The sequence below is a fragment of the Lysinibacillus sp. A1 genome (assembly GCF_000801965.1).
Classification (GTDB): Bacteria; Bacillota; Bacilli; order Bacillales_A; family Planococcaceae; genus Lysinibacillus; species Lysinibacillus fusiformis.
Genome location: NZ_JSZM01000032.1, coordinates 95,902 through 105,475, shown reverse-complemented (window position 1 = coordinate 105,475; position 9,574 = coordinate 95,902). Strand labels below are relative to the sequence as shown.

8 protein-coding genes and 1 riboswitch are annotated in these 9,574 nt (G+C 37.7%); all 8 genes read right to left on the bottom strand.

The annotated features are described in order from the left end of the window. The 8 genes from guaA to PI85_RS20490 all read right to left on the bottom strand — a co-directional run bounded on the left by guaA (position 1) and on the right by PI85_RS20490 (position 9,535). The gene (gene guaA / locus PI85_RS20525; RefSeq protein ID WP_036120786.1) at positions 1–1,554 is read right to left on the bottom strand and encodes a glutamine-hydrolyzing GMP synthase; all 1,554 of its coding nucleotides are present in this window, start codon (positions 1,552–1,554) and stop codon (positions 1–3) included. 154 nt (positions 1,555–1,708) lie between these two features. Next, positions 1,709–1,810: riboswitch (purine riboswitch) on the bottom strand. Between the two features lie 32 nt (positions 1,811–1,842). After that, the gene (locus PI85_RS20520) at positions 1,843–4,026 is read right to left on the bottom strand and encodes a transglutaminaseTgpA domain-containing protein (protein WP_036120790.1); all 2,184 of its coding nucleotides are present in this window, start codon (positions 4,024–4,026) and stop codon (positions 1,843–1,845) included. After that, the gene (locus PI85_RS20515; RefSeq protein WP_036120793.1) at positions 4,023–5,204 is read right to left on the bottom strand and encodes a DUF58 domain-containing protein; all 1,182 of its coding nucleotides are present in this window, start codon (positions 5,202–5,204) and stop codon (positions 4,023–4,025) included. The genes PI85_RS20520 and PI85_RS20515 overlap by 4 nt, the downstream gene beginning before the upstream one ends. Beyond that, positions 5,201–6,145 (bottom strand): MoxR family ATPase, encoded by a 945-nt coding sequence (locus tag PI85_RS20510; protein ID WP_036120796.1) that lies wholly within the window; start codon positions 6,143–6,145, stop codon positions 5,201–5,203. The genes PI85_RS20515 and PI85_RS20510 overlap by 4 nt, the downstream gene beginning before the upstream one ends. Before the next feature lie 192 nt (positions 6,146–6,337). Beyond that, positions 6,338–7,018, bottom strand: coding sequence for an ABC transporter ATP-binding protein (locus PI85_RS20505; RefSeq protein WP_036120799.1), 681 nt, complete (start codon positions 7,016–7,018; stop codon positions 6,338–6,340). Continuing rightward, a complete protein-coding gene (locus tag PI85_RS20500; protein WP_235318520.1) occupies positions 7,015–7,818 on the bottom strand; it encodes an ABC transporter permease in 804 nt (267 codons plus the stop codon). Before PI85_RS20500 ends, PI85_RS20505 begins: the two co-directional genes overlap by 4 nt. After that, on the bottom strand, positions 7,815–8,267 hold the full coding sequence (locus PI85_RS20495; RefSeq protein WP_036120802.1) for a nitrous oxide reductase accessory protein NosL: 453 nt from the start codon (positions 8,265–8,267) through the stop codon (positions 7,815–7,817). The genes PI85_RS20500 and PI85_RS20495 overlap by 4 nt, the downstream gene beginning before the upstream one ends. Before the next feature lie 2 nt (positions 8,268–8,269). Next, entirely contained in the window at positions 8,270–9,535 is a 1,266-nt protein-coding gene (locus PI85_RS20490; protein WP_225316091.1) for a nitrous oxide reductase family maturation protein NosD, read from the bottom strand. Positions 9,536–9,574: the final 39 nt, after the last annotated feature.

Genomic DNA, 9,574 nt, shown 5'->3' with positions numbered 1-9,574 from the left:
CTATTCCCACTCAATCGTTGCTGGTGGCTTAGATGTAATATCATACACTACGCGGTTCACGTGTTTTACTTCGTTTACTAGGCGGACAGAGATTTTTTCTAGTACATCCCATGGGATACGTGCCCAGTCAGAAGTCATACCGTCGATAGATGTTACCGCACGAATACCGATTGCGTAATCATACGTACGCGCATCGCCCATTACACCAACTGAACGGATATCAGGTAATACCGTGAAGTATTGCCAAATGTCACGATCAAGGCCAGCATTGGCGATCTCCTCACGTAAGATGAAGTCAGATTCGCGAACGATTTCTAATTTTTCTTCTGTTACTTCACCAAGTACACGGATACCTAATCCAGGACCTGGGAACGGTTGACGCCAAACGATTTTTTCATCCAGACCAAGTTCTAAGCCTAATGCTCGTACTTCATCTTTGAATAAAGTTTTTAATGGTTCGATCAATTTGAATTGCATATCTTCTGGAAGACCACCAACATTATGGTGAGATTTGATTGTTTGCGCTGTTGAAGTACCTGATTCAATAATATCTGTATACAGAGTACCTTGTGCTAAGAAATCCATACCTTCAAGCTTTGATGCTTCTTCATCAAATACATAAATAAATTCATTTCCGATAATTTTACGTTTTTTCTCCGGATCTGATACACCTGCAAGTTTGTCCATGAAACGTTTACGAGCATCAATTTTAATAAGGTTCATATCAAAATCTTCAGTAAATGTTTTCATTACTTGCTCAACTTCACCTTTACGGTTTAAGTTGTGGTCTACGAACATACAAGTTAATTGGTCACCGATTGCTTTGTGAATAAGAACCGCTACAACTGATGAGTCAACACCGCCTGAAAGCGCACATAAAACTTTTTTATCGCCTACAATTTCACGAATTTTCGCGATTTCAAGTTCAATGAAGTTGGCCATTGACCAATCACCTTTTGCTTCACAAACATCGAATACGAATTGACGTAATAAATCATTACCATAAACAGAGTGACGTACCTCTGGGTGGAATTGAACAGCGTATAGTTTACGTTCTACATTTGCCATTGCTGCAATCGGACATGATGCGCTCGTTGCGATAACTTCAAATCCAGCAGGAACTTCTGTTACATGGTCACCATGGCTCATCCACACGATTTGCTCAGTTGGTAACTCACCAAATAATTTATTGGAAGCAGTTACTTTGATTTCAGCTTTACCATATTCACGAGTTTCAGCGCCTTCTACTTTACCACCATTTGTATGTGCCATTAATTGCATACCATAGCAAATACCTAGTATTGGTAGGCCTAATTCAAAAATGGCTGGATCCACATGGAAAGCATTTTCATCATAAACAGAGTTTGGACCGCCTGAAAAAATAATACCGGCTGCGTTCATTTCTTTAATTTCTTCTGCAGTTACTGTATGTGGATGTAATTCACTGAATACACCAAACTCACGGATACGACGAGTAATTAATTGGTTAAATTGGCTACCGAAGTCAAGTACAACGATTTTTTCTTGCTCTTTTAATAAAGGGCTAGCTGTCAAAATTTCCACCTCTTCTACTATTTTTAAAGGATATTTCATTTGTTCAAAGAAAAACGCGAAGAAAGTAAAATCTTTCTACGCGTTCAAAAAGCTCATGTTGATTTATAAAGGCGAATGCGTAGCAAAGTAAAGTGATTTACTATACTTCTCACCTAGCGAATACATCCGCCTTCATAGAGAAATCATTTATGGTGATTTCGTAGAAACATCCGAACCTTATTATCGAACTTATATGAAAGCAATCCTTGCATTTAATTTTTTTCATTTTACTCTTTGTCTAAGTTAAAATCAACCGATAGTGCGATTGATTAAATATTCCCAACTTTCTTTCAGCTTCATGAAATCCACTTCATGCTTATCCTTCCCATAAACATGTTGCTCATAAACAGCCGTTAGCTTTTGCATTTGATCTGTCTCTAATGATGCATCCACACGTTCTGCAAACATATGCAACGTTTCCCCATCCCTCATACGCAATCCAATACGTGATAATTGCTTCAGAAGAATATGATAGGAGGAATCAAAGGTAGACCAATTGGCAGTCTTTTTACGATAGACTCGAACATGCATTTTTGGAAGCCAAGTTTTGCGCTGCAAGTATAAAGCAATCCCACTGACCATCAATAAAACGAAGACGATTATCCAAACATAAGCAAACTTTTTCAACCAAGTCCATAGCATATCTAGGCTAAACATTGATTTACTTTGTTCTTTATTAGACACTTGTTCCTGCTTTTGCGGTTGCTCAGGTTTTTGCTCTGGCTGTACTATTTCCTCCTGTTCGGATGTATCTAATGGTATATCATAATCAATGTTAACGTTGCCGCTAAAGCCTATTGTAGGTTCAAACTCCATCCAACCTGTACCAGGTATATATGCCTCTACCCATGAATGCGCGTTATCATTGGTAATTCGATACTCTCTCAGACCATCAGACATGGGTCCTGCAGTACCAGGCGCAAATCCTTTGACCCAGCGAGCTGGAATGCCTATTGAACGCAAAAGCACTACCATCGAAGTTGAGAAATTATCACAATAACCTACTTTTGTATCAAATAAAAACTGATCAACATAATCTTGATTTTCTGCCGGAATAGCCGCTTGTTTTTTATCATACCTAAAACCGTTCGTCCTAAAATAACCTTCTACTGCCTTAATTTGATCGTAAACCGTAGTTTTATCCTGTGTTATCGACAGGGCCAAATCTCTTACACGCTGTGGTAATTGCGCTGGCAGCTGCATAAAGCGATCAAATGATGAATCTAACGTTTCAAGTGTGGCTGGGAATGATAATTGCAGCTGTTCCATACTATAGACAGGCTCACTATACGATAAAGTATAGCCTAATAAAGATGTAGATGTATCATTCTGCTGCTCTATAGTCATCTTTTCCGTCTGCTCATCCTGAATAAATAATGTGGAATCTTGAGCAGAAACAGATAACAAGCCGTATGTTTGGATTAAAAATGGCATCGAGGTCGCAATGTCCAGTTGTATTTGACGCTCGTTTTCAGGTGAGCCTACTTGTAAAGAGGTCATAATCGGCGCATTTGCCTCATATACATTTTTTCCGAAGTTCCCCTCTGACAAAATCCATCCCTTTGACGTATAAGTATCTTTCGTTTCAATACGCCAATAATGACGATCACGTGAAGACGCAGTAAAAATTAATGTATTATCCCCTTGGAAAGGTCCACCTAATTGACTATCATCTTGACTATAGCCGACTGATTTCATGCCTGTTCCATTTCCATCTTGTCCAGTAACACCTTGAATAAACGGCACAGGATCTGCCCATGTCGGCCCTGTCTTTGGTAAAAAGAAGGCGATAGACCCGACAAGTAATACGGATACAAGCATCGGAATAACAATTTTCCATCTCCCAAACGTATTGCTCGTTGTACCCACTTGAAGCCATAAACGTTTGACAAATAGGACACCTGTCATCATTAATCCTAAAATGACCACTTTAACAATAGCTGTTTTTCCATTGTATTCACTAAACGTATCTAACGTAGCAATAAAGAATACTGTCATGGCAAAAAAGTAAAATATATTTTTCCTTACGGAGACCCAATGGTGGATTAAGTAAACAAGCATCCATATTAACACTAGAAATAGCACTGTTCTAAAGGCATCGGATACTAGACCAAAATCACCTGATATAATGGCGGCCATATTCCCTTTCCATTCTGCTATTAAGAAGGATATGGACTGTCCAGAAAGCACAGGGCTTTCGCTATAAATAAAGACAATGCACCAAGTCATATAACCAAACTTTACAATCCCTGATAATAAAGGATGTACTCGAAATAAACTTAAGGCTAGGGACAAGCCAATAAAAACTAGGAAGAGATGAAACCCTCCTGTATTAGTTAATTGCATAATGGGTATTAGCCATTCACGCAAAATAAAGAAGACAATAATATAGGCGACCGCTAACTCTAAAAATTCCCCGACTGTTTGTTTCACGGCTTCTTCACCTCCGTGAATACATGATAAAAATCTGTTGGATCTACATAAACAATTTGAATATGTTTATAACGCAAAGTAACCTCAGACTGCACAGGTGGCTGTTTTGCCACGACAAAACAAATACAACTTTTCACTATATTCGCAAGAGTATGTAGGAATTCTTCTGATATTTCATTAGTCACATAAAGCAATGTCGCTACTTGCTTAAAGGCTTGCTGGTCATAAAATCGAAATTTTACATTCTCAGTAGATTTTATAGCTGCCAAATGATACATAACCTGATCTAACTGCTTTTCACCTTGTATAACAGGGAATACCTTTGTCTCTTCTCCAGCAGAAATAAAGGAAATATCACCAAGTTCCTGCACGATCATCTTGAGCATAGATGCTACTAGCTCAATCTTATCCTCAAATAACGTTGATTTCTTGGCATCAAGCACTAACATTAGCTCAGAAGATTGTCTATCCTCAAATTCCTTAGATTGTAAGGTTTGGGTTTTCGCGAATGACTTCCAATGAATCCATGAAAAACGATCCCCAGGAACATATTCTCGTAACCCAACAGCCATAGTAGTATCCTTTACTATGGAATAAGGAGACATCATTGGCCCAACATCATATTTTGTTTGAAGTGCCGAATATTTCATTTCTCTGAGCCTTGGGTACACTAAAATAGTTTGTTCTTTCTCGGCCACCACCATTTTTTTTGCCCAACCAAAAAAATCATAGAAAGCGACAGTAATACCCAAATAACGGTGTTCGCCACGAGGCATATTTACTAATTCATAATGCCAGTTAAAATTTTTTCTAAAGCCAACAAATTTTATAGCAGCTGAACTTTGAAGCTTCGCCTGAACTAACCCCTCACTATCTACAAGTTCCTCCATCATCATATAAGCAAAAGGAAAACGTGTTTTTCTTTCGATTGAAATCATGACCCTCGCTGATTGACCACGTTCTACATGTGCTGGCTCAATTTTGCGCTCTACTACTAAGATACTTTCTCTAACAACAAAGAAAAATAAGGCATACACTAAAAATGGACTTACCGTAAAAAATACAAACCAACTAACAAATCCACCTTGGAACATCGCATAACAAAACGTTACAATCATTAAGAAAACTACTAATAGGAAATGTTTACTTTTCTCTAAAAAAGCTTTCCATTGCTTCATTGTTCTGCAAACCTTTTTGTTGGTACTGGTGTTTTGGCAATGATACGTTCAATGATTTCACTTGCCGTTACATTATCATAGCGAGCATCTGGTTTTAAAACTAAACGATGACTAAAGACAAAAGGGACAAGGTATTGGACATCATCAGGTGTTACATAGCTACGCCCTTTCATAAATGCGTAGGCTTGAGAAGCCTTCATTAAGGCTAATGTCGCCCTGGGACTTACACCTAAATAAACATAGCTGTTTTCTCTAGTTTGAGTAGCAAGCTCCACCATGTAATTTTTTACTGAATCTTCAACGTACACCCCTTGAACGAGCTCTTGTAACTCAATCAATTGAGCTACAGACAATACTGCATCGATCTTTTCAATCGCTTTGCCATTTTCCGCGCGACGTAAAATTTCCACTTCCTGCCCTCTAGTAGGGTAGCCCATCTTTATTTTCAGTAAAAAACGATCAAGCTGTGCTTCAGGCAATGGATAAGTTCCTTCATGTTCGATCGGATTTTGTGTGGCCATTACAAAGAACGGCTGATTTATAACAAGTGTTTTACCATCAATAGTAACAGAAGCTTCTTCCATTCCCTCCAATAAAGCTGACTGTGTTTTGGGCGAGGTACGATTTATTTCATCGGCTAAAATAACATCCCCCATGATGGGTCCTGGACGAAATTCAAACTCCAATGACTTCGGATTATAAATAGAGATTCCCACCACATCGGAGGGTAATAAATCTGGCGTAAATTGAATTCGCTTAAACTGCGCATCGAAGGATTTTGCCAATGAACGAACCATCATTGTCTTCCCAACACCAGGCACATCCTCTAACAATACGTGCCCCCTCGCTAATAAAGCAACAAGGCTTAGCTCAGCCACATCTCTCTTTCCAATCATCACTTTCTCTATATTTTCTAGCACATTTTGTATTTGAGAATTCATAAATTAAAAAACCTCCATTTCATCCAACAATTGTGTGAATTGCACGATAACTTATCATAAGCATATCGAAATATGTCTAGTAAAACAATTATCAGAAACTTCTTCCCTTCGATAACACATACTAAACAAGGCTTGCTTGAACGTAGTCAAACAAGCCTTGTTTAGTATATAACGTTACTATTCATTAGAATGTTACAATTTTAATCTTTTTAACCATATTTCTTCCAAAGATGTAGAATTTTCTTGTGTGAAAATTTCAGTGATTTCACCAGAAATAATAATTTCCCCATCATGTAAAACTAATACATCATCTGCTATTTCTTCAGCAAAAGACAGCAAGTGAGTAGAGAATATGACCGTATTTCCTTTGTTCTTTTCCTCTAACATTACATTTTTTAATTGCGCTATCCAAAATGGATCAAGACCATTTGTCGGTTCATCCAAGATCAGCAAAGATCCACTTCCAAGTAAACATTGCGCAAGATTTAATCGCTGAAGCATCCCTTTAGAAAATTGTTTAGCTGGTTGATTACGAACATCCCACAAGGAAACACGCTTTAATATGCACTCTTGTTCATCTTGATCTACCTGCTTTAAAGAAGCTAATAGATTAAAAATTTCAGCTGCCGTTAGCATGGTTGGAAAATTTACGTCGTCAGGCATATAACGAATGACATCTGGTTTATGCCATATCATTTCTCCGGACTTTCCCTTCTCTTGACCCGTTAGTAAACGGATCAACGTACTCTTTCCAGCACCATTGCCCCCAACCAACGCTAAAATTTTACCAGAATGTAATGTAAAGGTAGCTTCTTTTAAACCTCTACCATTTTCATAGACATTGGCTATATTTTTGGCTTCTAAAAGAATCATCGCCGTGTGACCTCCTTTGAAAACTTAGTAGCTTGCAAAAGTGGTAGAAGGATCCAAAGAAGTGTCACCACCACATACAACATATGACCTAAAGTTGACGAATAAAACCTCGTGATACCATAAAATGCTGGACCAAGCACACTAGCCTGATTGGTGAATATAAAATAACCAAAGCGTAGCCATTCTACAGGATTAATATGTATCGATATAATGGTAAGCTTTTGTAAAACATGGCCCGCTACAACTGTACCTAGAGCCATTAACGCATAAGAAATAAGCAGTAAAAAAAAGGACCATACAACAAGTGATAAGGCTAGTGCAAATAATCTTGTTTTAGCCATTGCCCCCAGTACAATACCTAATGAGACAAATATAAAGATACATAATAGCGTAAGGATCACTAAAATAATCGGTAACTGGACGCCGCCTAATAGACCACCTATTGCTAAGACAACGCCAAATGCCACAAGCACAACTAATAAAAAGGCAAGTGATATAGCCACATATTTCCCTATAATATATTGCCATATTTTCATTGGATATGTTTTTAATAACGAAAACCAGCCAGATTCAATATCGCCTGCTATACTCATACTTCCAATGGTGATAATAAATAAAGGTAATAGAAACAATAACACATTTAAAAATGATGCCGTTTGACGTGTAAAGCCCTCCACATCAGGTAATGCCATTCGCTGAATGACAATAATGGCTACAAATACAAAAGTAAAAAGAAAAGCTACTAGTTGCATCCAATGGCTTCTTAAAATTTGCTTCAACTCTATTTTCACAAACATCATTCATGAATCCCCCATTTAAACGTCAGCAAATCTTGATAGGCTAATAATTGCCCCTCTCCTTCATTGGTCATCCATTCCTGCGCCTCATCCTTCGTTGCAAATGCAAGTACTCCATAGTTCATCGGAGTCCAATAACCTGCATTGTACACATAGGTAGCTTTATAAACGTCAATCCATTCATTATTTGCATTATTTTTAATATAGGCTGCGCCAATTTCTTCCTCACCATTTAGCGCCAGATAATCCATCAAACAGCCAATATCATCAAAAATCTTATAATCTCCATTTGTGAGCACAATTTGTCCAGCATATTCATGATGAACGATGCTCATATTACAAATTTCACAAATATCTGTTTCACGGATAATATCACGTGGGTTATACGTCGTTTCGCTGCAACCGCCCAATATTGTACTGCATATAACTAGAATGGCTATCCACCTCGTCATACTTACACCCCTCTTTTCCATAGCCAAAATCCACTCATAGATACAACTAAACCAATAATAAATTGTAAGATATTGATGGAAAACGACTTCTCTTTCGTATGGCTAATTAATCTTGGTTCGTTATCTACAAGCAAATTTTGTTCTGTTTTATTCACTTCCTGATCAAGTGACGTCAGAATCATAACACTCGGTGATGCCACAAAAAATTGATAAACTGGTTGTCTCACCATCCATTGACCAAAGCTCGACACAGCCACGTAGGGAACATCTCCGAAACCATCTCCCGCAACATCTATCCCTCGGTAATCATCATAAAAATTGCGAACTAATCGCAAGCCTTGTTGGTCTGATCTTGCCGTTAATATATTTCCAGTAAACTGATTATCATTGATGATAGAGTGATTATCTACCTTTGTTCCTTCTAAGGCAGTCTGATTCATCTGAAACCCATTTTCTTGTATTTGTATGACTGAACATTTTTGCATCGCTACACCTACCCGATTATTTCGAATACTATTTTTTCTCACCTTCGCCTGTTGTGTGTCATACATTAAAAGGCCATAGCTATTGAAATCATTATGGTTACTAATTGTATTGCTCGCTATTTCTAAGTCCGTAGTCATCATTACCATAAGACCTGTCACATTATATAAATATGAATTAAAAAGCACCTTCACATCACTTGAATACATAAAATGCGTTCCATAACGACTGTTTGTCACTTCGTTTTGTCGCACATTGATATGTCGCACTTCTTCTACATATATCCCATCTTGCACAAAATCAATTGCATTGTGTTCAATAGCAATGTCATCACTTTTAAACACAGCAATCCCATTGCCTTTTTCAGCATAATGTAATTGATTACCAACAACCTTATTTTCTAATAGTTGAATATGCTTAGAACGTTGAATATGGATACCCACTTGTACATCCTTTATTTCAATAGCTTTCAGTTTTAAATTCTCCACTTCACTAACAACAATCCCTTTGTTTTTGGCAGAAATCATTATATCTTCAACAGAGACATTAGCCGTATCGTCTATTTTTAATGCAGGTTCAGTATTTTGGGAATAAAGTTCAACCCCTTTTTCTCCTTGGAGTTTAATCGATTTCTTTACGGTAAAATTTCCTTGGTAACGACCGGCAGGAATATGAACAATCTCTCCAGGTTTCGCTTGATCAATAGCAAATTGAAGATCAAACTCCGCATTTGCTGTTTGACATGTCCATAGAAAAAACAATACGAACCATCCTATTCGTTTCATTACCGTCCCCCCTTATTCAGCATGAAAAGACTAGAGGAA

Excerpts from the sequence above, each read along its gene's own strand:
- PI85_RS20495 (WP_036120802.1), bottom strand. The coding sequence starts at position 8,267 with ATGACGAGGTGGATAGCCATTCTAGTTATATGCAGTACAATATTGGGC.
- PI85_RS20490 (WP_225316091.1), bottom strand. The coding sequence starts at position 9,535 with ATGAAACGAATAGGATGGTTCGTATTGTTTTTTCTATGGACATGTCAA.
- PI85_RS20515 (WP_036120793.1), bottom strand. The coding sequence starts at position 5,204 with ATGAAGCAATGGAAAGCTTTTTTAGAGAAAAGTAAACATTTCCTATTA.
- PI85_RS20510 (WP_036120796.1), bottom strand. The coding sequence starts at position 6,145 with ATGAATTCTCAAATACAAAATGTGCTAGAAAATATAGAGAAAGTGATG.
- PI85_RS20505 (WP_036120799.1), bottom strand. The coding sequence starts at position 7,018 with ATGATTCTTTTAGAAGCCAAAAATATAGCCAATGTCTATGAAAATGGT.
- PI85_RS20500 (WP_235318520.1), bottom strand. The coding sequence starts at position 7,818 with ATGATGTTTGTGAAAATAGAGTTGAAGCAAATTTTAAGAAGCCATTGG.